27 protein-coding genes and 1 tRNA gene are annotated in these 25,952 nt (G+C 70.2%); 4 read left to right on the top strand and 24 right to left on the bottom strand.

Annotated features, from left to right (window positions below; translation table 11 throughout):
* The first annotated feature begins 81 nt into the window (after positions 1-81).
* A complete protein-coding gene (locus OHT57_RS12155; protein ID WP_328746201.1) occupies positions 82-846 on the top strand; it encodes a class I SAM-dependent methyltransferase in 765 nt (254 codons plus the stop codon).
* 11 nt (positions 847-857) lie between these two features.
* Here OHT57_RS12155 and OHT57_RS12160 read toward each other — a convergent pair whose 3' ends face one another.
* From OHT57_RS12160 to OHT57_RS12215, 12 genes are all read right to left on the bottom strand, one after another.
* The gene (locus OHT57_RS12160; protein ID WP_328746203.1) at positions 858-1,424 is read right to left on the bottom strand and encodes a TetR/AcrR family transcriptional regulator; all 567 of its coding nucleotides are present in this window, start codon (positions 1,422-1,424) and stop codon (positions 858-860) included.
* Positions 1,425-1,485: 61 nt separating this feature from the next.
* Complete coding sequence (locus OHT57_RS12165; protein WP_328746205.1) at positions 1,486-1,890, bottom strand: NUDIX hydrolase; 405 nt, start codon at positions 1,888-1,890, stop codon at positions 1,486-1,488.
* Positions 1,891-1,913: 23 nt separating this feature from the next.
* The gene (locus OHT57_RS12170; protein ID WP_328746207.1) at positions 1,914-2,783 is read right to left on the bottom strand and encodes a carbohydrate ABC transporter permease; all 870 of its coding nucleotides are present in this window, start codon (positions 2,781-2,783) and stop codon (positions 1,914-1,916) included.
* On the bottom strand, positions 2,773-3,774 hold the full coding sequence (locus OHT57_RS12175) for a carbohydrate ABC transporter permease (protein WP_328746209.1): 1,002 nt from the start codon (positions 3,772-3,774) through the stop codon (positions 2,773-2,775). Before OHT57_RS12175 ends, OHT57_RS12170 begins: the two co-directional genes overlap by 11 nt.
* 1 nt (position 3,775) lies before the next feature.
* The gene (locus OHT57_RS12180; RefSeq protein WP_328746211.1) at positions 3,776-5,077 is read right to left on the bottom strand and encodes an ABC transporter substrate-binding protein; all 1,302 of its coding nucleotides are present in this window, start codon (positions 5,075-5,077) and stop codon (positions 3,776-3,778) included.
* A 255-nt stretch (positions 5,078-5,332) separates the two neighbouring features.
* Positions 5,333-6,376, bottom strand: a complete 1,044-nt coding sequence (locus OHT57_RS12185; RefSeq protein ID WP_328746213.1) for a LacI family DNA-binding transcriptional regulator — start codon at positions 6,374-6,376, stop codon at positions 5,333-5,335.
* A 46-nt stretch (positions 6,377-6,422) separates the two neighbouring features.
* Positions 6,423-7,439, bottom strand: a complete 1,017-nt coding sequence (locus OHT57_RS12190; RefSeq protein WP_328746215.1) for a 1-aminocyclopropane-1-carboxylate deaminase — start codon at positions 7,437-7,439, stop codon at positions 6,423-6,425.
* A 40-nt stretch (positions 7,440-7,479) separates the two neighbouring features.
* Entirely contained in the window at positions 7,480-8,127 is a 648-nt protein-coding gene (locus OHT57_RS12195) for a GntR family transcriptional regulator (protein ID WP_328746217.1), read from the bottom strand.
* A 97-nt stretch (positions 8,128-8,224) separates the two neighbouring features.
* Positions 8,225-9,805, bottom strand: a complete 1,581-nt coding sequence (locus OHT57_RS12200) for a TROVE domain-containing protein (protein WP_328746219.1) — start codon at positions 9,803-9,805, stop codon at positions 8,225-8,227.
* Between the two features lie 337 nt (positions 9,806-10,142).
* Positions 10,143-10,212: transfer RNA gene (locus tag OHT57_RS12205), tRNA-Met, on the bottom strand.
* Between the two features lie 59 nt (positions 10,213-10,271).
* Entirely contained in the window at positions 10,272-11,720 is a 1,449-nt protein-coding gene (locus OHT57_RS12210; protein WP_328746221.1) for an alkaline phosphatase PhoX, read from the bottom strand.
* 283 nt (positions 11,721-12,003) lie between these two features.
* Complete coding sequence (locus OHT57_RS12215; RefSeq protein WP_328746223.1) at positions 12,004-13,428, bottom strand: hypothetical protein; 1,425 nt, start codon at positions 13,426-13,428, stop codon at positions 12,004-12,006.
* A gap of 343 nt (positions 13,429-13,771) precedes the next feature.
* Between OHT57_RS12215 and OHT57_RS12220 the strand changes: the two genes are divergently transcribed.
* A complete protein-coding gene (locus OHT57_RS12220) occupies positions 13,772-15,595 on the top strand; it encodes an endonuclease/exonuclease/phosphatase family protein (protein WP_328746225.1) in 1,824 nt (607 codons plus the stop codon).
* 28 nt (positions 15,596-15,623) lie between these two features.
* Here the strand turns inward: OHT57_RS12220 and OHT57_RS12225 are convergent, their stop codons facing one another.
* The 3 genes from OHT57_RS12225 to OHT57_RS12235 are packed head-to-tail and all read right to left on the bottom strand — an operon-like array spanning position 15,624 to position 17,740.
* A complete protein-coding gene (locus tag OHT57_RS12225) occupies positions 15,624-16,358 on the bottom strand; it encodes an SRPBCC family protein (RefSeq protein WP_328746227.1) in 735 nt (244 codons plus the stop codon).
* 4 nt (positions 16,359-16,362) lie between these two features.
* Complete coding sequence (locus OHT57_RS12230) at positions 16,363-16,980, bottom strand: ArsR/SmtB family transcription factor (protein ID WP_328746229.1); 618 nt, start codon at positions 16,978-16,980, stop codon at positions 16,363-16,365.
* Positions 16,981-17,038: 58 nt separating this feature from the next.
* The gene (locus tag OHT57_RS12235) at positions 17,039-17,740 is read right to left on the bottom strand and encodes an antibiotic biosynthesis monooxygenase (RefSeq protein ID WP_328746231.1); all 702 of its coding nucleotides are present in this window, start codon (positions 17,738-17,740) and stop codon (positions 17,039-17,041) included.
* 79 nt (positions 17,741-17,819) lie between these two features.
* Here OHT57_RS12235 and OHT57_RS12240 point away from each other — a divergent pair, with 79 nt between their 5' ends.
* The gene (locus tag OHT57_RS12240) at positions 17,820-18,830 is read left to right on the top strand and encodes a YihY/virulence factor BrkB family protein (protein ID WP_328746233.1); all 1,011 of its coding nucleotides are present in this window, start codon (positions 17,820-17,822) and stop codon (positions 18,828-18,830) included.
* Between the two features lie 102 nt (positions 18,831-18,932).
* On the opposite strand, the gene OHT57_RS12245 is transcribed toward OHT57_RS12240, so the two are convergent.
* From OHT57_RS12245 to OHT57_RS12260, 4 genes are read right to left on the bottom strand one after another with little or no spacing between them, the layout of a single operon-like run.
* On the bottom strand, positions 18,933-19,388 hold the full coding sequence (locus OHT57_RS12245) for a DUF3618 domain-containing protein (RefSeq protein WP_328746235.1): 456 nt from the start codon (positions 19,386-19,388) through the stop codon (positions 18,933-18,935).
* Entirely contained in the window at positions 19,385-19,804 is a 420-nt protein-coding gene (locus OHT57_RS12250; RefSeq protein ID WP_328746237.1) for a phage holin family protein, read from the bottom strand. Before OHT57_RS12250 ends, OHT57_RS12245 begins: the two co-directional genes overlap by 4 nt.
* A 52-nt stretch (positions 19,805-19,856) precedes the next feature.
* Positions 19,857-20,537, bottom strand: coding sequence for a hypothetical protein (locus OHT57_RS12255; protein ID WP_328746239.1), 681 nt, complete (start codon positions 20,535-20,537; stop codon positions 19,857-19,859).
* On the bottom strand, positions 20,534-20,662 hold the full coding sequence (locus OHT57_RS12260) for a hypothetical protein (RefSeq protein ID WP_328746241.1): 129 nt from the start codon (positions 20,660-20,662) through the stop codon (positions 20,534-20,536). The genes OHT57_RS12255 and OHT57_RS12260 overlap by 4 nt, the downstream gene beginning before the upstream one ends.
* Positions 20,663-20,813: 151 nt before the next feature.
* Between OHT57_RS12260 and dapA the strand changes: the two genes are divergently transcribed.
* Positions 20,814-21,710 carry a 4-hydroxy-tetrahydrodipicolinate synthase gene (dapA, locus tag OHT57_RS12265; protein WP_328746243.1) on the top strand — a complete coding sequence of 299 codons (897 nt, stop codon included), beginning with the start codon at positions 20,814-20,816 and terminating at the stop codon, positions 21,708-21,710.
* On the opposite strand, the gene OHT57_RS12270 is transcribed toward dapA, so the two are convergent.
* The 5 genes from OHT57_RS12270 to OHT57_RS12290 all read right to left on the bottom strand — a co-directional run bounded on the left by OHT57_RS12270 (position 21,711) and on the right by OHT57_RS12290 (position 25,791).
* Positions 21,711-22,928: a WD40 repeat domain-containing protein gene (locus OHT57_RS12270; RefSeq protein WP_328746245.1), complete on the bottom strand. Its 1,218-nt coding sequence runs from the start codon at positions 22,926-22,928 to the stop codon at positions 21,711-21,713.
* Entirely contained in the window at positions 22,925-23,494 is a 570-nt protein-coding gene (locus tag OHT57_RS12275) for a SigE family RNA polymerase sigma factor (RefSeq protein ID WP_328753184.1), read from the bottom strand. Before OHT57_RS12275 ends, OHT57_RS12270 begins: the two co-directional genes overlap by 4 nt.
* Before the next feature lie 151 nt (positions 23,495-23,645).
* Positions 23,646-24,635, bottom strand: coding sequence for a 2,3,4,5-tetrahydropyridine-2,6-dicarboxylate N-succinyltransferase (gene dapD, locus OHT57_RS12280; RefSeq protein ID WP_328746247.1), 990 nt, complete (start codon positions 24,633-24,635; stop codon positions 23,646-23,648).
* Positions 24,636-24,913: 278 nt separating this feature from the next.
* On the bottom strand, positions 24,914-25,471 hold the full coding sequence (locus tag OHT57_RS12285) for a TetR/AcrR family transcriptional regulator (RefSeq protein ID WP_328746249.1): 558 nt from the start codon (positions 25,469-25,471) through the stop codon (positions 24,914-24,916).
* On the bottom strand, positions 25,471-25,791 hold the full coding sequence (locus OHT57_RS12290; protein ID WP_328746251.1) for a DMT family transporter: 321 nt from the start codon (positions 25,789-25,791) through the stop codon (positions 25,471-25,473). Before OHT57_RS12290 ends, OHT57_RS12285 begins: the two co-directional genes overlap by 1 nt.
* Positions 25,792-25,952 lie beyond the last annotated feature (161 nt).

Raw genomic sequence — 25,952 nt, forward strand, 5'->3', positions numbered from 1 at the left:
TGGGGGGGCCTGCGCGAGTCGGCCCCCGCCGACTGTGTAATTGCGTTGCCGCAGCACCGGCATCTTCGATCGAATGCCTTCATGACTCATGACGGCCCTGCGGACCATCTGGAGCAGAACCGACGCTTCTGGGACGACGAGGCGGCCGCGTGGCACGGGCCGCTCGCCCGTGATCACTGGGCGCGCGCGGAACCGTCCTGGGGACTGTGGGCCACCCCCGAGTCGCAGGCCCGCGTCCTTCCCGACGGCATCGACGGGATGCGCGCCATCGAGCTGGGCTGCGGTACCGCGTACGTTTCCGCCTGGCTCGCCGGAGCGGGCGCCCACCCGGTCGGGATCGACCTCTCGGAGAAGCAGCTCGCCACCGCTCGCGCGATGCAGGCGGAGTTCGGCATCGACTTCCCGCTGGTCCTGGGCAATGCCGAGAAGGTGCCCTACGAGGACAACACCTTCGACTTGGCGATCAGCGAATTCGGCGCCTCGTTGTGGTGCGACCCCTACCAGTGGATCCCGGAGGCGGCCCGGCTCCTCGTTCCCGGTGGCCGGCTGGTCTTCATGCGCTACTCACCGCTGTTCGCGCTGTGCGTGCCGTCCGAGGGACCGGTGTCCACAACGCTGTCCCGCGGGCAGTTCGGCCTGACCCGGCTGCACCGGGAATCGCACGTGGAGTTCATCCTGCCGCATGGTGAGATGCTTCGCCTGCTTCGATCCTGCGGCTTCGTCGTCGAGGACCTGCTGGAGATTCAAGCGCCCCGGCATGCCCACCAGGACTATCCGGAGGTTTCCGCCGACTGGGCCCGGCAATGGCCCAGCGAGGAGATCTGGAAAGCGCGGCTGGCAGGCTGACCCACGACCGACTACGCCCGCAGCCCCTCCGTGAGCAGTGACAGGTAACGCCGGATGGACTCGCCCCCGCCGTCCGCCAACTCCGCCGCGCCGACGACCCCGTGCGCCAGCCGCAGCAACTCGATCGGCTCGACATCCGCCCGCAGCGTCCCCTCCGCCCGCGCCGCCTCCACGAGCCGCGTCGCCGCCCCCCGCACATGCGTGCCGCACACCGTGAGCACCACATCGCTCGCGTCCGCCACCGCCGACCCCAGCAGCGTCTTCAGCCCGCGTACCTGAACCGTCCCGACGCACAGCTCGTACAGCCACTCCGCCAGTGCCTCCCCCGGCGGCAACTCCTCCGCGAGCTCGTCGGCCCGGCGCGCGAATCCCTCGACGCGGTCCACGTACGCCGCCTCCAGCAGGGCCTGCCGCGTGGGGAAATGCCGGTACAGCGTCCCGGACCCCACACCGGCCCGCTTGGCGATGTCGTCCAGCGACGCACCCTCCCCATGCTCGGCGAAGGCCTCCGCCGCCGCCTTCAGCAACCGCTCGTAGTTGCGCCGAGCGTCCGCGCGCATGGGCCTGACCGGCGTCATCCAGATACTCCTCGCGAACCGGAGACTCTCCCCGCATGGTACCGAACCCCGGCCTGTCCCCTCAGGGCAGTAGGCCGGAGGCGTGCAGCGCGTCGAACACCATCCGGTCCACGGCCGAGACCCGCTCACGGTCGCCGTAGCCGAACCAGTCCGTCTCTTCGATCTCGCTCGAGGCAACCAGCGGACCGGTGCACTCGGCGGTGTAACAGATCATCCGGAACTCGGTGCGTCCGTCGTCCCTCCGCGTCTCGAAGGTGCCGACGTGCACCATCGTGGTCGTATCGACCCGGGACCGGAGTTCTTCGACGATCTCGCGCGCCAAGGTCTCGGCATCGGACTCGCCCGGCTCCCTCTTCCCGCCCGGGAAGTAGAAGACATCCACACCGCGGCTGCGTGTCACGAGCACCCGCCCGTCACGCACGAGAACCCAGGCCACCTTCTCCGGAACGCCCTCACCCTTTCCCATCCCGGGACCCTACCCACCCGCGCTCACATCTTCGTCGCCCCCGCCGCAAGGTCCCGCAGGAAGTGCCGGGCGCCGATCAGGAAGACGACGATCAGCGGCAGGACACTCATCAGGGCTCCGGCCATCACCACGGCGTAGTCGGTGTTGTAGGCGATGTTGAGGTTGGCGAGGGCGACCTGGAGGGTGACCTTGTCGGGGTTGACCATGACGACCAGCGGCCAGATGTAGTCGTTCCAGAGGCTGATGAAGGTGAAGATGCCGAGGAAGGCCAGTGCGGGCCGGAACAGCGGCAGGGCGATCTGCGCGTAGAGGCGGAAGAACCCTGCGCCGTCGATCCGGCCCGCGTCGAGGAGTTCGTCCGGCAGGGAGTTCTGGGCGTACTGGCGCATCCAGAAGATGCCGAAGGCGTTCGCCGCCCCCGGGATGATCAGCGCCTTCAGTGTGCCCGCCCAGCCGAACTCGGCCATGGTGACGAACTGCGGCACCAGCGCCAGCTGCGACGGGATCATGTACGTCGCCATCAGGATGCCGAAGAGGATCTTCTTGCCCGGGAACTCGTACTTGGCGAAGGCGAAGGCCGCCAGGGAGTCGAAGAACAGCACCAGCAGCGTGCCGACCGTGGCCACCACGACCGTGTTGAAGAGGGAGGTGAAGAAGTCGATGCGGTCGATCACCTCCCGCATGTTGTGCAGGAGTTGGGTGCCCGGCACCAGACGGGGCGGGTAGGCCAGGATCTCCTGGGTGGAGACGGAGGCCATCACCACCAGCCAGTAGAACGGGAAGAGGGAGACCAGCACCCCGAGGAGCAGGGCGATCCGTACCAGGATCCGGGTCCTCCTGCTGCCGGCGCCTATCGCGAGGCCCGCGTTGGACGTTGCGTGCTCAGCGGCCATTGCGGCCTCCCTTGCGCAGCAGCGGGATGCCGCGGCGCTCGTCACGGTCGCCCCCGGACACCAGCCGCCAGTTGATGACGGCGAAGACCGCGATCAGCGCGAAGAGGACCCAGCCCATCGCGGCGCCGTAGCCGAACTGGAGGTCGTTGAAGGACTTCTGCCACAGATAGAGCACGATCGTCATGCCTTCCTGGCCGGGACCGCCCGCGGTGCCCGGGTCGTCCGAATAGAACAGCACCTGCGACTCGGTGAAGATCTGGAGGCCGCCGATGGTGGACGTGATGATGGCGAACAGGATCACCGGCCTGAGCTGCGGCACCACGACCCGGAACAGCACCTGGCGGCTGTTCGCCCCGTCGACCCGCGCGGCCTCGAACAGCTCGTTCGGGATGGCCTGGAGACCGGCCAGGAAGATCAGGGCGTTGTAGCCGACCCACCGCCAGATGACCATGAGGGAGATCGCCGACTTGATCCCCAGGGAGGAGGTCAGCCAGCCGACACCGTCCACCCCGACGACCTTGAGCAGCGAGTTGGCGAGCCCCGCCTGGGCGAAGACCGACCCGAACACGATGGTCATGGCGACCATGGAGGTGACGTTCGGGATGAAGTACGCCACCCGCCAGGCCGACGAGTACCGCACCTGCGAGTGCAGCAGGAACGCCAGCACCAGCGCCAGGAACAGCATCGGCAGCGTGGACATGAACCAGATCTCGAAGGTGTTCACGATCGAGTGCCAGAACACCGAGTCGTGCAGCAGCCAGTAGTACTGCCTGAGCCCGACGAACTTCATGTCCCCGATGCCGTCCCAGTCGTGGAAGGACAGGTACAGCGAGAAGAACACCGGGAAGGCGCCGAAGAGGACGAAGAGGATGTAGTACGGCGAGATCGCGAGGTACGGCGGAAGGTGACGCCGCCACCGGCCCCGCGGGACCTGTGCGCGGGACGTCTCCTCGGTGCTGTCGGATGTCGGCGCCTGGGCCAGTGTGGCCATGTCAGCTCACCCCCCGCTGGGCGAGCGCCCGCTCGGCGGCGTTCATGGCGTCCCGCCACGCCCTGTCGGGGTTCTTGCCGAGCGTCTCCACGTTCGTCAGCTCCTGGTAGACCGGGGTGTTGGCGGTGTTCTCGTAGGCGCTCATGAAGAGGACCGGGGCCTTCTCGGCGGCCGGTCCGAAGACGTCGACGGGGATCTGTCCGCCGAAGAACGGGTCCGGTTCACGCATCGCCGGTTCGGAGTAGACGGCCGGGGTGGTGGGGAACAGTGACATCTCCTGATAGCTCTTCAGCTGGTTCTCGGGCCCGAGCATCCACTTCAGGAAGGCGAACGCCCCTTCCGGATCACGGCAGTAGCGGGTGATCCCGACGTAGGACCCGCCATAGTTCGCCGGACCGTCGGGCATGGTGGTCAGCCGCCAATTCCCCGAGGTCCTGGGCGCGGTGTCCTTGAGACCGCCCATGTACCAGACCGCGTTGTTGATCGAGGCGATACGGCCGCTGCTCATGGCCGAGTTGTAGTCGGGCGTGCTGTCCAGGGTCCGGGCGCTCAGCCCTTGCCGGTAGGTCTCGACGGCCAGGTCCCAGGCGCGCTTCACGTGTTCCTGGTCGCCGATGAAGCGGTTGTCGGCGTCGACGAACTGCTTGGGGCTCTGGTAGAGCGCCATCCGGAACACGTACGCGATCTGCGAGACCAGATACGGGTGGCTCGGCGCCTTCGCCTTGAGGGTCTTGCCCAGTCGGAGGTACTTCTCCCAGGTCGAGGCGGCCTCGGCGACCTCCTCCGGTTCGGTGGGCAGACCGGCCTGCTCGAACAGGTCGCGGCGGTAGTAGAGCGCGGTGGGACCGGCGTCCAGCGGGAAGCCGATCATCCGGCCCGTCGGACTGATGCAGCTCTTCCACTTCCAGGGCAGGTAGTCGTCCTCGACGGCGTCCGCGCCGAGACTCCTGAGGTCCAAGAACTCGTTCTCGTCGGGGAAGTAGTCCCCGAGCGGGGTGTTGACGCAGGCCAGGTCCGGGACGTAGGCGCGGGCCGCCATGACGGTGCGCAGCTTGCCCCGGTAGTCGCCCGCGATCGACGCACCCTTGACCTTCAGTCCGCTCACGCCGGGCACTCCACGTGCGGAGGTGGCGAGAAGCTTGTCGCTGAGTGAGCCGTTCCAGTACCAGATCGTCAGGTGGTCGGCGCCCGCGGAGATCGAGCCGCTCGCGCTCCCGCACCCCGACAGACCCAGCAGAGCGGCACCGGCCCCGCCGAGTGAGGCGCCGAGCAGGCGCCTGCGGGACATCGTTCGGTGTGGCATGGGCGCGCACTCGCTTTCCGGGACAAGAGAGGACAACGATGTCAAAGCTCCCGTGAACGTTCACGTGAACGTTGCCGACGAGTATCGGGGGGGCTGAAAACAGGAGTCAAGACACCTGCGAGCGCTATCTGCTGACGAGGCTTCAGGTGAGGAGGCGAGGTGTCGGCGGTATGGACATGGGGTGCACACGCCGTCCCGGATGCGCGGATGCTGCGCCCTCGCCGAACGGACAGCCGGCCCGCAGTCGCACCGGACTCAGGCCGAAGCGCGCACGATCAGGTCGGGAGCGACCCACGCGGCCGCGCCGGTCAGGGGTTCCTCGCCCGCGCGCAGACGGGCCACCTGCTCGACGGCCAGCCGTCCCAGCCGGCGCTTGTCAAGGTGCAGGGTGGTGAGGGCGGGCTCCACCAGTTCGCCCAGGGAGAGTCCGTCGAAGCCCAGCACAGCCAGGTCCTCCGGCACCCGCCGGCCCCGGCGCCGGGCGGCCCGCATCGCGCCGACGGCGATCAGGTCGTTGAAGCCGAACACCGCCGTCGTCTCGGGCCGGGCGTCCAGAAGTCGCTCCATGGCCGCCTCGCCACCCGCGACGCCGTGACCGGCGGAGAGCACGACCCAGCTGTCGTCGACCGGCAGCCCGTGCCGGCGGACCTCGGCGAGGAAGGCCTCCCGCCGGGGCCCGGGAGCCTCGACGCGGTCGCCGTCCAGCATGCCGATCCGCCGGTGACCCGCCCGGACCAGATGGGCGATGCCCTGCTCCAGGCCGGCGGCGGCGTCGATGCCGACGGCCGCGAACCGGGTCTGGTGCGGACCGCGCTCCAACAGCACGAGCGGCATGCCACCGAGGTGCCGGGCGAGGACCTCGTCGTCGTTCTTGAAGTACCCCACCACCGCGTCCGCCTGGTGGGACAGCACGCTGAGCGCCTCGCGCTCCTTGGCGCCGTCCGTGCGGGTGTCCCACACCACGACCTGCCAGCCGCGCTCCTCGGCGGCCTCCAGCACCCCGGCCGCGACCTCGGGGAAGAACGGGTTCATCAGATCCGGAATGACAAGACCCGCGGTCACCGTCCCCTTGCGCACCAGACCCCGCGCGAAACGGCTCGGCCGGTAGTCCAGCATCCGAGCCGCTTCGAGCACCCGCGCCTTGGTGTCCGGATCAATCTCACCCTTGTCGTTGACGGCCCGCGAGACGGTCTGCCGGGACACCCCGGCCAGCTTCGCGACGTCGTGGATCGTGGCCCGGCGACGCGGACCGCCGGAACCGTCGGGGCCGGGCTCCCGCTGCTGTTCGTCGGTCCACATACCGTGCACTGTATCCAGCCATCACGTGAACACGCTCAGGCCCGGTCTAGAACAGCGCGCTGTACCCGTTGAGCGCCGGCTGTCCGCCGAGGTGGGCGTAGAGCACGGTGGAGTCCGCGCCGATCTCGCCGCGCTCGACCAGGTCGATCATGCCCGCCATCGACTTGCCCTCGTAGACCGGGTCGGTGACCATCCCCTCGGTGCGGGCCGCGAGGCGCATGGCGGCGAGGGTCGCCTCGTCGGGGATGCCATAGATTCCCGCGTGGTAGCGCTCGTCCAACTCCACGTCATCCTCGGTCAACTCCTTCTGTACGCCGATGAGTTGACCGGTGCCGTGGGCGATCCGCGCGATCTGCTCCCGGGTGGCGACGGGCTTGGCGGAGGCATCGATGCCGAGAACGCGCCGGGGCCGACCGCCCGTCTCCTCCAGCGCCCGGAACCCCGCGACCATGCCGGCCTGCGTGGAGCCGGTCACCGAACAGACCACGACCGTGTCGAAGAAGGCGCCCAACTCGCGCTCCTGATCGGCGACTTCGTACGCCCACGCGGCGAAGCCGAGTCCGCCGAGCGGATGGTCGGAGGCACCGGCGGGAATGGCGTACGGCGTCCCGCCGCCCTCCTCGACATCCCTGAGCGCCTGCTCCCAGCTCTCCTTGAACCCGATCCCGAACCCGGCCTTCACCAGCCGTACGTCGGCCCCGGCGAGCCGGCTGATCAGGATGTTGCCGACCTTGTCGTACACCGCGTCCGGCCAGTCCACCCAACTCTCCTGCACGAGCACGCACTTGAGCCCGGCATGGGCGGCGACGGCGGCCACCTGGCGGGTGTGGTTGGACTGGATGCCGCCGATCGAGACGAGGGTGTCGCATCCCTTGGCGAGCGCGTCGGCGACCAGGTACTCCAGCTTGCGGGTCTTGTTCCCGCCGTACGCGATCCCGGAGTTGCAGTCCTCGCGCTTGGCCCACAGGGCGGCGCCTCCGAGGTGCGCGGTGAGGCGCTCCAGACGGTGGACGGGGGACGGGCCGAAGAGGAGGGGGTAACGGTCGTAGGACGAAAGGGGCATGGGGTCCTCCTGAGACGGGGTGGGGCCCTCCTGGGAGGGATCAGTCGCTGTCGGCGAGCTCGGCCAGGCCGCGCCAGATCTCCGCCGTGACCCGGACGGCTCCGTCCACCTCTCCGGCCGCGCAGGCCTCGATCAGCCGGTCGTGCAGGCCTGCCGAACGGCAGTTGCCGCCCTCGCCGAAGCGTCGGCGTTCCAGCCTGCGGATGAGCGGGGTGTAGCGGGCGGCGGTGGCGGCGGCCGCGCGGTTGCCGCTGACGCGGACGAGGACGTCGTGCAGTTCGTCGTCGGCCCGGATGGCTTCGTCCACTTCACCGGCGCGGACGGCGGCCGCGAACCGTTCGTTGGCGGCACGCATCGTCTCGATGTCGGCGGCGAAGAGCCGGGGCACGGCGGCCCGCGTGACCAGCTCGTGCATGGCCCCGACCACGGCGGCGGCGTCCCGCACGTCTGCGGCGACGACCTGGGTCACCCGCGTGTAGCTCTGCGGCTTGCTCTCCAGCAGCCCCTCATCGACCAGCCGCGCGAAGGCCTCCCGCACCGGCGCGCGCGACAGCCCGAGCCGCTCGGCGAGCTCGGCGTCCCGCACCACCGCCCCGGGCTCGATCTCCCCGGCCACGATGGCGTCCCTGATGGATGCGTAGGCGCGGTCCCTGAGCAGGGTGCGGGCGAGCGGGCGTATGGCGTCCATGAACTGAAATGTTAGATGTCAGAGCGGGGCGCGGACAAGGGGCGCGGACATGAGTGTGACCCGCACCCCCGTGAAGTGCGGGTCACACGCTCGGGGCTCAGGCGGCCCAGGGCCAGTTGGCGTCCTGGGCCGTTTCGAGCAGCGGAACCATCCGGAAGGCCGCGTCCGAGAGGCCTCCGAAGGTGTGGCGGTTGCCGGTGCCCGAGGGGCCGTGGCCCGCCCGGTAACCGGCGAGGTTCCAGGTGTAGACCGGTACCTCGGCCGGGATCTGCTCGGTCGGGCCGCCGTGGCGGTGGTGCGTGTACTGCTCGTCGGTGACGATCAGTACCCGGTCCTGCCCCCGGTAGTGCGCGCGGACGGCCGAGGTGGTGTCGGTGCCGCCCAGGTCGCCGAAGCGGTCCAGGATCTTCAGCACCGACTCGCCCTCACCGAAGGTGAGACGCCGGCTGGTGGTGCCGAACTCGACGAGGTCCGCGTCCGCCGCCCGCAGCGCGAGCGCCGTGCCGAAGACCGCCGCCGCGTCGGCCCGGTTGAGCTGCGAGCGGTCGGACAGCCGCGCCCACATCGAGCCGGAACGGTCGACGAGCACCAGGGTGCGGCCCGGGAGCGCGGGCACGTTGGCCAGCGAGTGGCCGAGCGCCCGCTCCAGCGGGTAGGACCAGCGCAGCGAGGGCGCGTGCCGGTATGCGGCGAGGTACCGGAACGGGAACTGCCGCGACCGTGCCACCTCGGCCGGGTCGCTGATCTTCGCCGCCACCTGAGCGGCGACCTCGTCCGATACGCCCGCCTCGTCGAAGTTCCGGAGATTCCTCACGAGTGCCATCGCACCCATGGACGGAATCACGGCCTCCCAGGCCGCCTTGTCCATCGGTCCCTGGAGCCAGCCCGCCAGGGCCTCCCACGTCATCCCGGCCGCGGCAAGCCGCTCCACCCCACCCTCGGACGTGACCACGGCACGCCGTCGGCCGGCCGGCACCGCCATCAGCTCGCGGTGCGCGGTGAGCACCCGGCTCGACTCGGGCGGCACGGCCGTGTCCGGGTTGTGCCGCCGGTCGAGGGCGTAGCGGAACAGCTCGCCCTGCCACGGCTTGTCCGGGTCCGGGGCCGCGTGCACGAGGTTGAGGATGTCGCCGAAGCGGTAGCCCCTGGACGCGGTGTCGTACTTCAGCAGCGACTTGCCGCTGTAGAGCCGCTGTACGGCGTCGGCGACTCCGCGCTTGACTGGCTTCGGGACGTTACGGCCGTACCGCGCCGTCCAGTACCCGAGGAACTCGCCTGGCTCGTCGGGCCGCTGGAGTACGGACGCCACGACCTGCCGGTTCGAGGGGCCGTCGGTGGCGCCCGCGTCCAGGCGCGCCTTCACGTACTCGGCGGCACCCACGAGCGAGGCGGTGCGGAGGTTGCCCTCGCCGCGCAGCCAGCCGAGCAGGCCGGCGGTCCAGGTGGAGTCGGTGACGGCGAGCTGCCGCACCAGCGCGGCGAACCGGTCGTCGCGGTCGGCGCCGGACTCGTAGCAGGTCTGCTGGGACACGAAGTTGGCGACCGCGAGCAAAAAGAGCTCGGAGCGGGCGTCACGCTCACGGCCTCGGCCGCCCTCGTAGGTGCGCAGAACGCGTCCCGTCGAGGTGACCCGCGAAGTGGGACGGGCCCGCGCGGCCTTCTTGTTGAATCGCGCCATGGTGAATTCCCCCGAATTCCTGTCGGTTTCGGAGGGAGGCACAGCAAAAGGAGGGTGTCCGAGGTCGAAGTCGACTGCGGCGCTTATAAACTGGCGCGTCTTCCGTTCCGCCACACCGACCACGGGTCGATGACGGGATTCGAACCCGCATGAGGGATCTCCCCCCACCAGTTCCCGAAGTATCCGCTGCCTGCGCACCGGGCACCCACCAAGAGCTGCGCCTCCCGAGATCAAAATACTCGCACCGGGAGGTGCATGAAGTTGTGGTGTCCAGAGTTCAGATCGGCGGAACCGACATTAGGTGCTCTAACCCCTGAGCTACACCGGCTCGTTGTGCCGATGGCGGGACTCGAACCCGCGGCCGCCCCATTATGAGTGGAAGTAGGTCCTGCCTTCGCACCTGGACGTTCATCACTCTAGGAGGCGGGCCGCGGGACGGGCGAGCGAATTAAATTCAGCCGCTCTTCTAGCCGCGCTTCTGACGCTTCCACGGCCCCGTGATCGCCAGCATGATTCCGGGCGTCTGGATGTTGGCGTACAGCGTCCTTCCGTCGGGTGAGAAGGTTACGCCGGTGAACTCGCTGTATTCGGGGTCCTCTTCGGTGCCGATGTTGAGTTCGTTGCGGGCGATCGGGTAGGTGCGGCCGCTCTCGGTGGCGCCGAACAGGTGCTGGACGCCCTCGCCGTCCTCGGCGATGACGAGGCCGCCGTAGGGGGAGACCGTGATGTTGTCGGGGCCGTCGAAGGCGCCGTCGACGGAGGGGTCGGGGTTGACGCCGAGGAGGACCTTCAGGGTGAGGGTGCGGCGCTTGGGGTCGTAGAACCAGACCGCTCCGTCGTGCTGAACGGGGCTCTCGGTGCGGGCGAACGAGGAGACGATGTAGGTGCCGCCGTCGCCCCACCACATGCCTTCGAGCTTGCGGGCTCGGGTGACCTGGCCGGCGGTGAACTGCTTGCGGACGGAGGTCGTCCGCGCGTCGCGGTCGGGGACGTCGACCCAGTCGACGCCGTACACCGTCCCGATCTTCGTGGCGCGGGACAGGTCGTCGACGAACTTGCCGCCGGAGTCGAAGCACTTGAAGGCCTGGAGGACGCCCGCGTTCTCGGCGAGGGTGCGCAGCTTGCCGTGGCCGTGGCAGAAGCCCTCGGGCGGGGTCCAGCGGTACAGCAGGCCGTTGGGGTTGGACGCGTCCTCGGTGAGGTAGAGGTGGCCGCGCTTGGGGTCGACGACGACGGCCTCGTGGGCGTAGCGGCCCAGCGCCTTGATGGGGTGGGGGTTCTTGTTGGCGCGACGGTCGCTGGGGTCGACCTCGAAGACGTAGCCGTGGTCCTTGGTGAAGCCGTTGGTGCCGGCCTTGTCCTCGGTCTCCTCGCAGGTGAGCCAGGTACCCCAAGGGGTGTTGCCGCCCGCGCAGTTGGTGGCGGTGCCGGCGATGCCGACCCACTCGGCGACCTTGCCGCCGGGGCGTACCTCGACGACCGTGCAGCCGCCGGCCGCGGCGGGGTCGTAGACCAGGCCGTCGATGAGCGGCACGGGGTGCGGCCAGTTGGCGCGGGGCCCGGCGAGCTCGTGGTTGTTGACGAGGAGGGTGGTGCCGCGGGGGCCGTCGAAGGTGGACGTGCCGTCGTGGTTGGAGGGGGTGAACTCGCCCGACTCCAGCTTGGTCTTGCCGCTGTACGTGATGACCTTGTACTTGAACCCGGCGGGCAGCGCGAGGAGGCCGTCCGGGTCGGAGACGAGCGGCCCGTAGCCGACACCGCCGTGGGCGCCCGCGGTCTGCGCCCCCTCGCTCTCGACGTCGGTGGCGGCGAGTGCGTTCGGCGCGGTGGCGAGGGCGCCGACGCTGCCCGCCAGCGCGACCCCGGCGCCGGTGAGCGCGGTTCTGCTGGTGAAGTCCCTGCGGGTGAGCGACATGGTGTCTCCTGAGACGGTCGGTATGCCGAGGAGGGTGGCGGACCTCGAGTCGGCGCAACCGTCTCGCCCATGCCTGAACACCGGTTGAACACCAGGCGACTTCAGCGGGCCAACTTCAATGAATCAATAAAGGGCAGGGCATGCTCCCCTATAGGGACGCGGGTCCGTGCCCTTGTGCGGCTCCGCCGTGCAGACGGTGTCGTCGACCTCAGCAGGCCCGGGCGCCGGTCACAGCGGGCACACCGCAGGTCACAGCAGGCAGGACCGCGTCCCCCGGCCGCTCTCAACCCCCCTGCTGTGACCTCGCCTTGAACGCCGCCTTCCGGGCTTCCTTCGCGACCCGCTTGTCCGGGTGCAGCCGCCCCATCGCTTCCAGCACATCCGCGGTGGCCGGGTGGTCGACCTTCCAGGCCGCCGCGAAGAAGCCGCCGTGCTGCTGGGCCAGCCCTTCCACCAGTCCCCGGAGCTCGTCGGAGTTGCCTTCGGCGGCCAGTTGCGCGGCGATCGTGTCGACGGTCAGCCAGAAGACGAGGTCCTCGGACGGTGCGGGCACGTCCGGGAACCCCCGCTCAGCCAGCCAGACGCGTGCCAGTCCGCCCAGTTCGGAGTCGTCCAGGACCTCCCGCAGCGCGGGCTCCGCGGCCATGCCCACCAGTGACAGCGCCTGCTGGCACCGCAGCCGTCGCAGCGGGGCTCCCCGGTCGCCTCCCCGGGCCGCGGTCAGCAACTCCCGTGCCGCAGCGAGGGGTTCACGCCGGTCCAGCCACTGTTCGGTCTCGGCCTGCGCGGCAGCCGCCGGGAACGACGACGTGCCGTCGAGCAGCACGTCCGCTCCCTTGTCGGCCAGGTCGCCGACCGCGGGCGCGGCGATCCCCGCCTCCAGCAGCCGCGAGCGCAGCCCGTACAGCCCGAGCGGGGTCAGCCGCACCATGCCGTACCGGGAGACGTCGGTGTCGTCGACCGCCGTGGCGGGTTCCTCGTCGGCGTCCGCCATCAACGCCTCGTCGACGGGCTGGTACTCGACGATCCCCACCGGCTCCAGGACCCGGAACTGGTCGTCCAGCCGCATCATCGCGTCGGACACCTGCTCCAGGACGTCGTTCGTGGGCTCGCCCATGTCGCTCGGCACGATCATGGACGCGGCGAGCGCGGGCAGCGGCACGGGCCCGTCCCCGGGACCGTCCTCGCTCACGGTGAGCAGGTAGAGGTTCCCGAGCACCCCGTCCAGGAACTCCTGCTCGGCCTGCGGGTCCCAGTCCAGGGAGGCGAAGTCGACCTCGCCGCCGTCGTCCATCGCGTCGACCAGGTCGTCCAGGTCGGGCACGCTCGCGTCGGCCAGCACCGTCTCCAGCGCGGTCAGCCACACCGCGAGCACCTCCTGCGGCGACCCGGTCAGCAGGGCCAGGTCCTCGCCCGCCGTGACGGTGCCCGCCTCCTCGTCGACGATCTCCACGAGCCCGGTGTCGACGGCGACCCGCCATGCCTCACTCGCGTAGGCCGCCGCGTCCTCGCCGGTCAGAGCGAGTTCCGAGGCCGCCGCGGACAACTGCTCCTCGACGAGTCCGCCCCCGGCGTCGACCCGCGTGTCCTCGCCGGCCCAGCGGGCGAGCCGGGCGGCCCGGGCGAGCAACGGCGTGGACAGGGCGTCTCGCGCCAGCTCAGCTTCGGGGTGCAGCCGCACCGGCGGCAGGGGGGAGCTGTCTGACATCGGCTTGGTTCTCCTAGGGCGCCTCTGAAGGCCGTACCACCGGAGTACGGCCGAAGAACGACGGCGGGCCGTACGGCCATCCGGACGCCGTACGACTCAGTCGCTCAGCCTAGACGGATATCCACCCATGCCGCCCGGTTCATCTCTGCGACTGGTTCTGTACATGGCTGAAACCTTGACAACTGGCCTGACCAGGCACGAGATTTACGCGCGTAGAAACGGGGCGGACATCTGTTCACCGTACTTTTCTACGCGCGTGGTCACCGCCCCACCGGTCGCCGCTCCCACCGTTCCGCCGCCACCCTCGTCCCGGCGCCCAACGCACGTCCCCGGAGGGATTCCGTTGCCCAGCAAGAAGTCCGCACGTCTCGCCGCGCTCACCGTCGCCGCCCTGTCCGCGGCCTCCACGGTCGTTCTGATCTCGCCCGCCCACGCGGTCGGCGTGGCCATCCATGACATCCAGGGTGCGACCCGGATATCCCCGTACGCCGGTCAGAAGGTCACGGACGTGGCCGGAATCGTCACCGGTGTGCGCACCTACGGCTCCTCCAAGGGGTTCTGGATCCAGGATCCGAACCCCGATGCCGACCCGGCCACCAGTGAGGGCGTGTTCGTCTTCACCAGCTCCGTGCCGAAGGTCGCCGTCGGTGACGCCGTCACGGTCACCGGCACCGTCTCGGAGTACGTCCCGGGCGGCACGTCGAGCGGCAACCAGTCCGTGACCGAGATCACCAAGCCGACCGTCAGCGTCGTCTCCAGCGGCAACGCGGTCCCGGCCGCCACGGTCGTCGACGCGAAGTCGGTGCCGGCCGCGTACGCCCCGGCGGGCGATACGGCCGCGGCCAACTCGATCAACGGCCTGACACTGCAGCCGAAGAAGTACGCCCTGGACTACTACGAGTCCCTCGAGGGCATGAACGTCACGGTCGCCGACACCCGCGTGGTCGGCGCGAGCGACCCGTACACCGAGCTGTGGGTGACGGTGAAGCCGCGCGAGAACACCACCAGGCGCGGTGGCACGCTCTACGGCTCCTACACCTCGCAGAACACCGGCCGGCTGCAGATCCAGTCCCTGGGCGCGACCTCCGCCTTCCCCGTCGCGAACGTCGGTGACGTCCTCACCGGTGCCACCGCGGGCCCGCTGGACTACAACCAGTTCGGCGGCTACACCCTGGTCGCCAACCAGATCGGGACGCTGAAGAGCGCCGGTCTGGCCCGCGAGACGACCAAGAAGCAGAAGAAGGGCGAGCTCGCGGTCGCGACGTACAACGTCGAGAACCTCGACCCGTCCGACGCCACGTTCGAGGAGCACGCCTCCGCGATCGTGAACAACCTGAAGTCGCCCGACGTCGTGTCCCTGGAGGAGATCCAGGACAACAACGGCGCGACGGACGACGGCACGGTCGCCGCCGACGTCACGGTGAACAAGCTGATCGACGCGATCGTGGCGGCGGGCGGCCCGAAGTACGACTGGCGCTCGATCAACCCGGTCAACGACCAGGACGGCGGCGAGCCGGGCGGCAACATCCGCCAGGTGTTCCTGTTCAACCCGGAGCGGGTGTCCTTCGTGGACCGCGCGGGCGGCGACTCCACGACCGCCGTCGGCGTCACCAAGGTGCACGGCAAGCCGCAGCTGACGGCCTCCCCCGGCCGGATCGACCCGGCCAACGACGCCTGGAAGTCCAGCCGCAAGCCGCTGGCCGGCGAGTTCGTCTTCCGTGGCCGTACGGTCTTCGTGATCGCCAACCACCTGAACTCCAAGGGCGGCGACCAGGGTCTGACCTCGGCGACCCAGCCGGTGCCGCGCAGCTCGGAGATCCAGCGTCACGCGCAGGCGACGCTGGTCAACGCGTTCGTCAAGAGCATCCTCGACGTCCAGAAGAACGCGGACGTCATCGCCCTCGGCGACATCAACGACTTCGAGTTCTCCGACACCGCGAAGATCCTGGAGGGCGACGGCGAACTCTGGTCGGCGATCAAGTCGCTGCCCGCGAGCGAGCGTTACACCTACGACTACCAGGGCAACCAGCAGGTCCTGGACCAGATCCTGGTCAGCCCGTCGATCCGGCGCGGCTGCGACCTCGAGTACGACAGCGTGCACATCAACTCGGAGTTCAACGACCAGATCAGCGACCACGACCCGCAGGTGCTGCGCTTCCAGCCGTAGCCCTTCGCAGCAGGAACAGGAACAGTGATCAGGACTGGGTGAACACGCCGTTCAGCCAGTCCTGCCACTGCGTCTCGCACTCCTTGATGTCGGCGTCGGAGGCGAAGTCGTGCAGGGAGATGCCGACCGGGTGGCCCCAGTGGTTGCGCCCGAAGATCCGGGTGAGGCCCCGGTCGGTGCGCAGGCCGATGAAGTACGGGTTGCGGAAGTCGACCACGGCGTCGAAGGTGTCCGGCCCGTGGACCGTCAGCCGGGTACCGGCGGCCACATCCTCCCCGACACCGAGCGCCTGCCCCACCACGGCGAGGGCATCGGCCGCCCTGGACGCCTCGGGGCCGTCGAAGGTGGCGAAGGCCACCGGCCTCGGCGCGAAGTGCGTCAGGTACTCGCGCAGGGTGTGGAGATAGAAGTCGGTGTGCCGGGCGGCGCCGTCGTACTGGTTGTCCCAGTCGTCGACGAAGATCCCGCTGTGCACGTACCGCACCCAGGCCCGGCGGCCCTCGTCACGGGGTTCCACGGTGTAGTCGAGCTGGTTGAGGCTCTGCTCGGAGATGCCCTCGACGTTCTCGACGCGGTTGGTGTAGCGGTGCGGCGGATCCCAGACGGTGACCTTGGACCCGAAGGGGCCCGTGCCGCCGACGCGGGGCTCGGGCGGCTCCATGGGCCACAGGTAACCGCCGGTTCCGGCGGTGAACGCCTCCCACACCTGCTCGGGGGTGGCGTCGACCTCGAACTCGCGGGCGATCTCGAATTCCTTGGACATCGATCTACTCCAACTCGGTCTGCTTGGGGGCGGGTTCGGTCTCTTTGAGCGTCGGATGGACCGCCATGACGATCCGGTGATCCCGGCCGCCCTCGGTGTCCGGGACGTCGTACTTGCGGATCAGGGCGGTGACCCCGGCGGTCAACTCCTGGATGAAAGCGGCCCGTTCGGCGGCGGAGGCGAAGCGCACCTCACCGTCCAGCGCGTAGGTGGCCAGTCGCTGCCGCGCCTTCGTCGCGCCGGTGATCAGCGAGCCGACGTCCCGCACGAGGCGGGCGCCGAGTGCGAGCAGCCAGCGTGCGGAGAGCTGGTCACGGAAACGGTCGGGGTCGGGCTGCACGGCGGCGAGGGCGAGCGGCGAGATCACGTACGACGCCGCGGTCGCCCGCATCAGCCGCTCGGTGACGTTTCCCTTGCGGCGCTCCCCCGCGAGTTCGACCAGGCCGTGCCGCTCCAGTGTCTTCAGGTGGTAGTTCACCTTCTGCCGGGGCAGCCCGACCTTGCCGGACAGCATGGCGGCCGACGCGGGTCCGGCCGCCAGCTCGGCCAGCAGGCTCGCCCTTATGGGGTCCAGGGAGACGGCTGCGGCCTCGGGGTCCTCGATCACGGTGACATCCAGCATGGGTCCACCGTCTCACCGAACACTTTTTTTGTCCAGACAGTTCTGCTTTTCGGACGACTCAGTGCGGGAGCAGCCCGAGAGCGTGGTCGTAGCGGCTGACGGTGCCGCTCTTCAGGCCCGGCCAGGTGTGCACCCGCTCCCAGAGGCCGGTGGCCGAACCGATCCCCTCGCCCGGTCCGGCGAGGGCGTCGATGTGCGCCTGGGCGCTCTCCCACCCCGCGTAGTTGAGGACCCTCCTGCCGTCGGTGCTCAGATGGAAGTGGGCGGAGATGCCACCGGGATGCGCGGTCGGCTCGCTCTCCAGCGCCTCGAGGACGGCGTCGGTCCAGGTGCGCTGCCGGTCCGGGTCGGGCCCCTCGAACTCGATGTCGACGACCACGACGCACCCCGGCACTCGTGTGTCACCGTCGTGGACCCTGCTCCGGTAGTGCCGGTACCGGTCGAGCCTCAGCCGCTCGATGCCGGGCACCAGGGTGTCGATCTCGTCGACGCGCTCCTGCCGGTGCGTCTTCACGAAGGACTCGTACGCCTGCTCGGCGGCCCACTGCGAGTAGTGCATCAGGGTCTCGCCGTCGTGCCCGGTGTAGACGTGGTAGCCGAGCAGGCCGGCGGCGGGCCACGGCCGACGTTCCCAGGTGCGCGCGATCACTTCCACAGCCTGCTCCTGCCGCTCGGGCGTGCCCACCCGCCAGTGGCTGAAGAAGGGAGCGCCGACGTGGGGGTCGGTGAGGTCCGGATGCGTTTCGGTACGACGTGTCATACCGACGACCTTGCAACCTCGACCAGGATTCAGGTCAAGCAGCCGATTCGAACGGCCCGTTCGGGAGACCCGCCTGCCCATGGACGAGAAGGACGACAGGGCCGCGAAGGCCGAGAAGGTGGGCACGGCCGAGAAGCCGGAGCCGGAAAGCCCCTCCGAGCTGCCCAAGCGGTCGTGGGGTGCCGTGGTGCGGCGCACGTTCAAGGAGCTGCTGGACGACGAACTCGCCGACCGGGCAGCGGCGTTGACGTACTACGGTGTCCTGTCACTGTTCCCCGCACTGCTGGTGATGGTGTCCCTGCTCGGGGTGGTGGGACAGCGTGCGACGAACAAGATCCTCGACAACATCGGGGACCTCGCGCCGGGCCCGGCCCGGGACATCCTGCGGGACGCGGTGGTCCAGCTCGGCGACAGCGGGGGCACGGGCAGCGTCCTGGCGATCCTCGGACTGCTCGCCGCCCTGTGGTCCGCGTCCGGGTACGTCGCCGCGTTCATCCGTACGTCCAACGCGGTGTACGACCTGCCCGAGGGCCGGCCGGTGTGGAAGCTGACGCCGCTGAGGCTGGCGCTGACCGTGACGCTGATGCTGATGCTGGCGGCGAGCGCGCTGATCGTGGTGTTCACGGGCCCGCTCGCCGAACGGGCGGGCCGGGCGGTGGGTTTCGGCGACGCGGCGATCACGGCGTGGGGCATAGCCAAGTGGCCGGTGCTCCTGCTGCTGGTCGTCCTGATGATCGCCCTGCTGTACTGGGCCGCTCCCAACGTCCGTGGCCGCGGCTTCCACTGGATCTCCCCCGGCAGCGTCCTCGCCACCCTGGTCTGGCTGGCCGCGTCCGCGGGCTTCGCGCTGTACGCCGCCAACTTCGGCTCCTACAACAAGACGTACGGCACACTCGCGGGCGCCATCGTGTTCCTCGTGTGGCTCTGGCTGACCAACCTGGCGATCCTGCTGGGCCTGGAGTTCGACGCAGAGCTCGCGCGGGAACGGGCGATCACCTCCGGCGAGCACACGCCGACGGAGGAGCCCTATGTGGAGCCCCGGGACACCAGGAAGTGGCCGGCGAAGCTGCGGGCGAAGCGCGGCCGGTGACAGCACACACAGGACACAAGGGTGGGCGCGGGCTTCACGGCCCGCGCCCACCTTTGTGCGCATGTGCGCACCGCTCATTTCCTGGGGCTCACTTCCTGGGGCTCACTTCCTGGGGTACCGCCACGCCACCACGACGACCACGGCCACCGCCGCGCCGACGATCAGCACCGGCCGCGGACGCCGTACCGCCGTCATGACCAGGGATCGCGCCGGTGCGGGCACACTGCGCTGTGCCCGTCGCTCCAGCTCGTGACTCGTGCCCGTTGCCCTGCCGTGGACCTTGTGGCCGGCCTGCGTGGCCTTGTCGTGCACGGTGTGACCGGCCTGCGCAGCGGTGCTGCGCAGCTGGACGGTCATCGCGCCCGCCTTGTCCCTGAGATCGGCCGCCCGGGCTCGCGCGCGGCCCTTCACGTCCATCTTTCCTGCCAACTCCTCGACGGTATCGCCCAGTCGGCTGCGGGTCCGCTCGATCTGGCGCCGCAGCTCCTCGGGTCCTTCGGCGCCGACCGCCTGAGCGGCGTCGGCGCCCGTGCTCTGCGCTGGTGTCCGGTCCGTCATCGGTGCGCCCTCTCCTTGATCTCCTCGACGTCGGCCTTGACGCTGTCGAGCGCCTGCTCGGGCGTGGGGGGTGTGGCCTGGCGCAGCTGGGCTCGGCCGGTCGCGGCGAGCACCGCGGCGATCACGAACAGCACGGCCGTCACGATCAGTGCCGACGCCCAGACCGGCAGCACCAGCGAGAGGGCGGCGACGGCCGTTCCGGCCAGTGCGAGCAGCCCCGCGTAAGCGAAGGCACCCGCTGCGCCCAGCAGCCCGCCGCCCTTTCCGGCGCGCCGGCCTTTCGCGGCCAGCTCCTCCTTCGCGAGGGCGACCTCCTGCCGTACCAGCAGGGAAACCTGTTCGGTGGCCTGCCCGACGAGTTCGCCCACTGAGTGGTGTTCGTCGAGCGCCGGCCTGGGGGCCGTGGTTCCGGTCACGGTGCTCCGCCTCCTCTCGGTCGGAGCACCCGGGTACCCGGCCCGGCTCCCGCTACCCCTGCGGGCCGCCGCCCGGACCGTGCTGTCCGAGCCGGGCCAGCTGGCCCTGGAACCAGTCGAGCCGGGCCTGCAACAGGGCGGCCTCCGCGGCGAGTTCGGGTACGCCGAGTCCCTCCGGCAGATAAGGTCCGGCGACCGCGGACCCGGCGACCACCCGCAGCCCTTCCCCGGCCAGCCGGGCGAACCCGGCGAGCGAGACGGACGTACGGCCCCGGAGGCAGCCCGCACAGGAGGGGGCCAGTGCCCGCCATCCCGGTCTGCCCCAGCCGGCGTCGGCGAGCGCCGCGGCGACGGTGCCGCAGGCGCAGGGTCCGACGGTGGCCGTACGCACCCGCTGGCGGGCGTAGCGGAAACCGAGTTCGAAGCGGAGATAGCGGCCGAGGACCAGGACGTCGAGGAGGACGGCCGTGCGGTGCTCGGCCGTGCACAGCAGTGCCTCGGCCGCCGCGCGGTCGTGCACGCAGTGGAAGCCGCAGTCGCAGCGGCGGTTCGGTGCCCGGTGCCGCAGGCCGTAGACGCAGGACGCGTCGGCCAGGGCTCCGTACGGCAGCGCGCCGCCGAGCGACACACCGGTGAACCCGGCCCGGCCGCCGTCCTGCGACAGCACCGGGTGGGCGATCTTGAATCCGGTCGGCGGCTCCGTCGGGCGTTCCTCCGGAAGCCGCAGTCTCACCGGGCTGCCGGAACCTCTTCGGGGGCCCTCAACTCCATGATCTCCTCAGGGAGTTCGAGCTCTTCCTCATGGATCTCCGGCCGCTCTTCCGCGACTCCGGTGGCGAGTGCCTTGCCGAGCTTCATGACGCCTCCAGGACCTGGGGTCGTGCACCGTCCTCGCCATGGTGACCTATGCGAGTCCGGTTGGACATAGGGCCTTCTCACAGCATCCCTTAGCGGTACATCGTAGAAGAATTAAGTGGAGCTTCACGGTCGCCCTGTCGAGACTACGCGTATGACACCCACCGCCCCGCCCTTCGGCCGCACCCTCTGCGCCATGATCACGCCCTTCGACGAGACCGGCGCCCTCGATCTCGACGGCGCACAGCTGCTCGCCGCACACCTGGTGAGCGAGGGCTGCGACGGGCTCGTCCTGTCCGGCACGACGGGTGAGTCGCCCACCACGACGGACGCGGAGAAGGCGGCACTGGTGACGGCGGTACGGGAGGCCGTGGGCGAGGATGCGTCGGTCGTGGCGGGGGTGGGCACCTTCGACACCCGGCACACCGTCGAGCTGACCCTGGCGGCCGAAAAGGCGGGCGCGGACGGGGTGTTGGTGGTCAGCCCCTACTACAGCAGGCCGCCGCAGGATGCGCTGGAGGCATACTTCCGGGAGATCGCGGACGCCTCAGGACTGCCCGTCATGCTGTACGACATCCCGGGCCGCACCGGCATCCGCATCGAGCCGGAGACGGTGATCCGGCTCGCGGAACACCCCCGGATCGTCGCGGTCAAGGACTGCTCCTACGACTTCCTCGGCACCCAGAAGGTGCTGAACGCAACGGAGTTGGCGTACTACGCGGGCTGCGACGAGCACAATCTCGCGCTGTACGCCGTGGGTGGGGCGGGCTGTGTCAGCACGGTCGCCAACGTCGTCCCGGCGCACGTCGCGGCGGTCCTGGAATCGTTCGAGGCGGGCGACACCCCCGTGTCCGCCCGCCTCCAACAACGAGCCACGCCGCTGATCGAGTTGATGATGTCGTCTGACCTGCCCGGCACGGTCACCGCCAAGGCACTCCTCAACACCCTCGGTCTGCCGGCGGGCCCGGTCCGCTCCCCGCTGAGGCCCGCCGACCGGAAGACGGCCGACGGGCTGCTGGCGGAGTACGAACGGCTCGTGGCCGCCCCCTGATCAGGGCTGGGCGAAGAGCGGCTCCCAGCGTCCGGCGTCCCCGTCGTGGCCCTCGCGGAAGCCGCTGAGCGGGACTTCCTTGTCGCTGCCGAGGGTGACGAGCACGAGCCGCTGGTGGAACTCGTTCTTGTCGTTCCTGCCGATGTCCCAGGCGATGAGCCGGCTTTCGCCCACCCAGGCGAGCAACTGCTGGCCGCGTTCCTCGGTCTTGGCGCCGGTCAGGGCGTTGACGACGTAGGAGGAGGTCTGCCACTTCTTCCCGGCGAACGAACTGGCGACGAGTCCGCCGTTCGGCGACCTGCCCGCTTCGACGGACCAGTCCAGGTACTTGTAGCCGGTCGGCACGGGGACTTTCTTGCCCGTGAGGTCGTAGAACGCATAGCCGGGCTCCATGGGGCGGCCCTCCCAGACGTACCGGCCGTCGGCGGTGAGGGAGAAGTCCTGGCGGCTGTTGACCATGGGTTCGAACGGGTCGTGCGAGTCGCGCACGAGCTTGATCTCGGTCCAGTCGCCCTTCCCGGATGCCACGTCGAGGACGTAGAAGCCGGTGCGGCTCGACGTCTGCGGCTGGCCCCATTCGACGTTGCCCTCCACCTTGACCCGCCGGTCGGGGTTCTGGCTGTACGTCGTCGCGACCAGCTTGCGGCCGTCGTGGGAGAAGGCGAGCCCGCCGACACCGTGGTCGACCGGGATCCACCGCTCCACCTTGCCGGTGGCCAGATCGAGCAGGCCGATCCGCGAGGCGGGCAGGTCCCGTTCGAGGACGGCGGCGGTCCTCCCGCCGGGGGCGAGGGCGATCCAGGACCAGTCCGCGGCCTTGGCGTACTTGCCCGTCTTCGGGTTCAGCAGGTGGTAGGTGCGCTCGTAGACGGCGCTGTCCGCGGTCTTCTTCACCGTCTCCGGGACGAAGTACCCGGCCAGGGTCGTGCCTCCGACGGAGATCTCGTCGCGCGGCGGCGACTGGTCGGGGTGGGCCTTCGTCTTCTTCTCCACCACGATGCCGCCGGAGGGCCGCACGTCCTCCTTGCCTGAGTCCAGCAGCGGCACCGCCACCGCCACGGCGACCACAGCGGCCGTGGCCGCGGCCGCGACCGCGATCCTGCGGGTACGGCGGCGCCGGCGCAAGGACAGCACCCGGTCGGTGAAACCCCCTGCCGCGGGGGCCTGTTGAGCGGCCTGCTCGCGCAGGGCGTCGCGCACGAGATCGTCGACGTTCACGAACGCACCTCCACGGGCGAGTAGTCACGCGATGCGGACCTCTCGGCGTCGGCCTCGCCGAGGGCGGCCAGTTCGGGGGCCAGCGAACGCAGCCGGGCCAACGAGCGGTGGGTGGTGGACCGTACGGTGCCGACCGAGCAGCCCAGCAGCCGTGCCACCTCCGCCTCGGGCAGGTCGTCGAAGTAGCGCAGCACCAGCACGGACCGCTGGCGTGCGGTGAGCCGGGACAGCGCCTGCCGCATCACGAGGCGCAGTTCGGCCGCGGCGGCCGTGTCGGCGCCGGGTTCGCCGGTGCCCGGTGGTTCGGGCGGCTCGGCGACACTGACCTCCCGCCGGGGCCACTTCAGCCGCCAGCGGCTGACCTGCTGGCGGTAGAGGATCCGCCGTACGTAGGCCTCGGGTTCGTCGATCCGCTGCCAGCGCCCGGCCGCCTTGACGAGGGCGTTCTGGAGCAGGTCCTCACCGGCGTGCTGGTCTCCCCCGCACAGCAGCACAGCGGTCTTCAGCAGGGCGGACGACCTGCTGTCGACGAAGTCCCGGAAACTCTCCAGCCCTTCGGCATTCATCGTCACCTTCTCTTCCTCGGCGACGCCTGTGCGTCGCCCCTCCGCCCCTTGTGACGCGTGCCGTGGCCCGCCGCTATGCCACCACCACGAAAAAAAGTCGCCGTGGAGGAAGGTTCTCCTCCACGGCGACTTCCGCAGTGCCCTCGCGGGCTCAGTTGTGGCTGTGCAGGACGTCGTTGAGGCCGCCCCAGACCGCGTTGTTCGGGCGGGCCTCGACCGTGCCGGTGACCGAGTTGCGGCGGAAGAGGATGTGCGAGGCGCCGCTCAGCTCACGGGCCTTGACGATCTGGCCGTCGGGCATGGTCACGCGCGTCCCCGCCGTGACGTACAGCCCGGCCTCCACGACGCACTCGTCGCCGAGCGCGATGCCGACGCCCGCCTCGGCGCCGATCAGGCAGCGCTCGCCGATGGTGATACGGACGTTGCCGCCGCCGGAGAGCGTGCCCATGGTGGAGGCGCCGCCGCCGATGTCGGAGCCGTCGCCGACCACGACGCCGGCGGAGATACGGCCCTCGACCATCGACGTGCCGAGCGTGCCCGCGTTGAAGTTCACGAAGCCCTCGTGCATCACGGTGGTGCCCTCGGCGAGGTGCGCGCCCAGGCGGACCCGGTCGGCGTCGGCGATGCGGACGCCCTTGGGCGCCACGTAGTCGGTCATGCGCGGGAACTTGTCGATGCTCGTCACGGCGACGTGCAGGCCCTCGGCGCGGGCGTTGAGGCGCACCTTCTCGATGTCGTCGACGGCGACCGGGCCCAGCGAGGTCCAGGCGATGTTGGGGAGGAGGCCGAAGATGCCGTCCAGGCTCTGGCCGTGCGGCTTGACCAGGCGGTGCGAGAGCAGGTGCAGGCGCAGGTAGGCGTCGTGCGTGTCGAGCGGCTTCTCGTCGAGGGAGGCGATGACCGTACGGACCGCGACCACCTCGACGCCACGGCGGGCATCCGGTCCGACGGCCTTGGCGGCGCCTTCGCCGAGCAGTTCCACGGCCGTCTGCGCGGACAGCCGCTCGGTACCGGCCGGGCCGGGTTCGGCGGAGAGCTCGGGGGCGGGGAACCAGGTGTCGAGAACGGTGCCGTCAGCGGCGACGGTGGCGAGGCCTGCGGCGATGGCGCCGGTGGTGCGCGGAACAGTCGTGTCGGTCATGAGGAAAACCTAACCGCCGGGAGGCACGCGATGCGAACCCACGCACGGGACGTCTCATGAGCCGGGCGGTACGGGCTGGGGGGGGTGGGCCGGCGTGGACCGGACGGCGGCTCGGGGCGGCTGGGCAACGGCTCGGAGCCGAGTAACTCAGCGCCGACCGCACCCCTCGGCGAGGCTGCCGCAACTGCCCGCACGCCCCCGTACCCCCGCACGCCCCGCACGCCCCGCACGCCCCGCACCCAGGAACCCGCTCGCTGCCGACCGGTCCGGACCGGCGTTCAACCGTGGTCGGTCGGCCCGTCGGGGATCACCCGGGCCAGCATCTCCCGCGCGTACTCCTCGTCGTACGGCACCCCCGTCAGCAGCACCTGGAGGCAGATCCCGTCCGTCAGCGCGACCAGCGCCCGTGCCGTGGCCGGGTCCGTGCGGTGGGCCAGGCGCGCGGCGAGGTCGTCGGCCCATTCGGCGGCGACGGGACGCAGGGCGGGACGGCGCAGCGCGGCGAGATAGAGCTCGTACTCCAGCTCGACGCCGGTGCGGTCGCCGCCGAGCCAGTCGCCGAGGACGCGGGCGAGGCCGGCGGCCAGGTCGCCGCCGGGGTCGTCCAGGGCGCCGTGCGCCGCGACCGCCTTGTCGAAGCCCTCGCCGGCCCGGCGCAGCGCGGCGACCATGAGCTCGTCGAGGCTCTTGAAGTGGTACGTCGTCGAGCCGAGCGGCACATCGGCCTCGGCGGCGGCGGTGCGGTGGCTGAGTCCCGCGAGGCCCTTCTCGCCGACGACCCGGATGGCCGCGTCGATGATCCGCTGCCGGCGCTCGGGGTCGTGACGCCGGGCCATCAGTGCGCCCCTCCCAGGTTCAGCACCACCACGCCGACGATGATCAGCGCGACCCCGGCGGCCTTGGTGGCCGTCATGCCCTCCCCGAGGAAGAACATGCCGATCGCCGCGATGGTCGCGGTGCCCGCCCCGGCCCAGATCGCGTAGGCGGTGCCGACCGACACCGTCTTCAGGGTCTGGGCGAGCAGGGCGAAGGAGAGGACGTAACCGAGCACGGTCAGCAGCGAGGGTCCGAGCCTGCTGAAGCCTTCGGTGTACTTCATGGCCGTGGTCGCTCCGACCTCGGCGGCGATGGCTCCGGCGAGCATCAGGTATCCCATGTGTACAAGCGTACATAACGCGGCGCGGTTCCGGACCCCCGACTCCCGTACCGATGCCGGCCCCTCACCCGATCCGGCGTCACACCATCATCCGACTGGGCGTCAGTCGCCGCGGGCGGCTGCCCGACTGGAGGCGTTCCCGACGGCGGACCCGGTCATCT

This window comes from Streptomyces sp. NBC_00285, from assembly GCF_036174265.1.
In the GTDB taxonomy this organism is placed as follows: domain Bacteria; phylum Actinomycetota; class Actinomycetes; order Streptomycetales; family Streptomycetaceae; genus Streptomyces.